Origin of the sequence: Enterovibrio paralichthyis, from assembly GCF_019209835.1 — a bacterium.
Taxonomy (GTDB): domain Bacteria; phylum Pseudomonadota; class Gammaproteobacteria; order Enterobacterales; family Vibrionaceae; genus Enterovibrio; species Enterovibrio paralichthyis.
The window spans coordinates 1-1,155 of sequence record NZ_JAHUTS010000063.1 but is presented as its reverse complement, the minus strand read 5'-3'; the positions used below and the strand labels follow the sequence as shown (position 1 = coordinate 1,155).

The window sequence follows — 1,155 nt, the reverse complement described above, 5'->3', positions numbered from 1 at the left end:
GCCGGAAGAGATTCTGGTGTGCCTTCGGGAGCTCTGAGACAGGTGCTGCATGGCTGTCGTCAGCTCGTGTTGTGAAATGTTGGGTTAAGTCCCGCAACGAGCGCAACCCTTATCCTTGTTTGCCAGCGAGTAATGTCGGGAACTCCAGGGAGACTGCCGGTGATAAACCGGAGGAAGGTGGGGACGACGTCAAGTCATCATGGCCCTTACGAGTAGGGCTACACACGTGCTACAATGGCATATACAGAGGGCAGCGAGACCGCGAGGTGGAGCGAATCCCAGAAAGTATGTCGTAGTCCGGATTGGAGTCTGCAACTCGACTCCATGAAGTCGGAATCGCTAGTAATCGTGGATCAGAATGCCACGGTGAATACGTTCCCGGGCCTTGTACACACCGCCCGTCACACCATGGGAGTGGGCTGCACCAGAAGTAGATAGCTTAACCTTCGGGAGGGCGTTTACCACGGTGTGGTTCATGACTGGGGTGAAGTCGTAACAAGGTAGCCCTAGGGGAACCTGGGGCTGGATCACCTCCTTAACGATACTATTAATGCTAGTGTCCACACAGATTGCTACGGTCAAAAAGAAAAAGAACATACTTAGCGGGTCTGTAGCTCAGGTGGTTAGAGCGCACCCCTGATAAGGGTGAGGTCGGTGGTTCAAGTCCACTCAGACCCACCAATCCTTTGCGGTTGGTAAACTAAGTATTGATGTGGGGCTATAGCTCAGCTGGGAGAGCGCTTGATTTGCATTCAAGAGGTCTGCGGTTCGATCCCGCATAGCTCCACCACTCTTTAAGCACATTTGCTAAGTGTTCTTAAAAAGTGGTTACCCGAAAGGGAACATCACATTGCTCTTTAAAAATCTGGAAAGCTGACTAAACAAACTTTTTAAGTTTGTTTGTAAAGTTCTCAAATGTTGACTCTACGGAGTTAACAAAAAACACATTCAAGTGTTCTTGGTTTCATTTCTCAATGAGGAATGAACAATATTTGAGTCCGGCGAAATCGTTCATCGAAAGATGAACCTGTTCTTGTTAAGAACAACCTTGGTTGCTGTTTTGTCTTCACTTTCAAAAAGTGAAAGCAAACGAAAACATACGAAACCTCTTGGGGTTGTATGGTTAAGTGACTAAGCGTACACGGTGGATGCCTT

At 48.2% G+C, this 1,155-nt stretch carries 2 tRNA genes and 1 rRNA gene; all 3 read left to right on the top strand.

Annotated elements, in window-relative coordinates:
• Positions 1-538 (top strand): 16S ribosomal RNA (locus tag KU854_RS24665); the annotation flags it as partial.
• A gap of 66 nt (positions 539-604) precedes the next feature.
• A tRNA-Ile gene (locus KU854_RS24660) sits at positions 605-681 on the top strand.
• A gap of 33 nt (positions 682-714) precedes the next feature.
• A tRNA-Ala gene (locus KU854_RS24655) sits at positions 715-790 on the top strand.
• Positions 791-1,155: the final 365 nt, after the last annotated feature.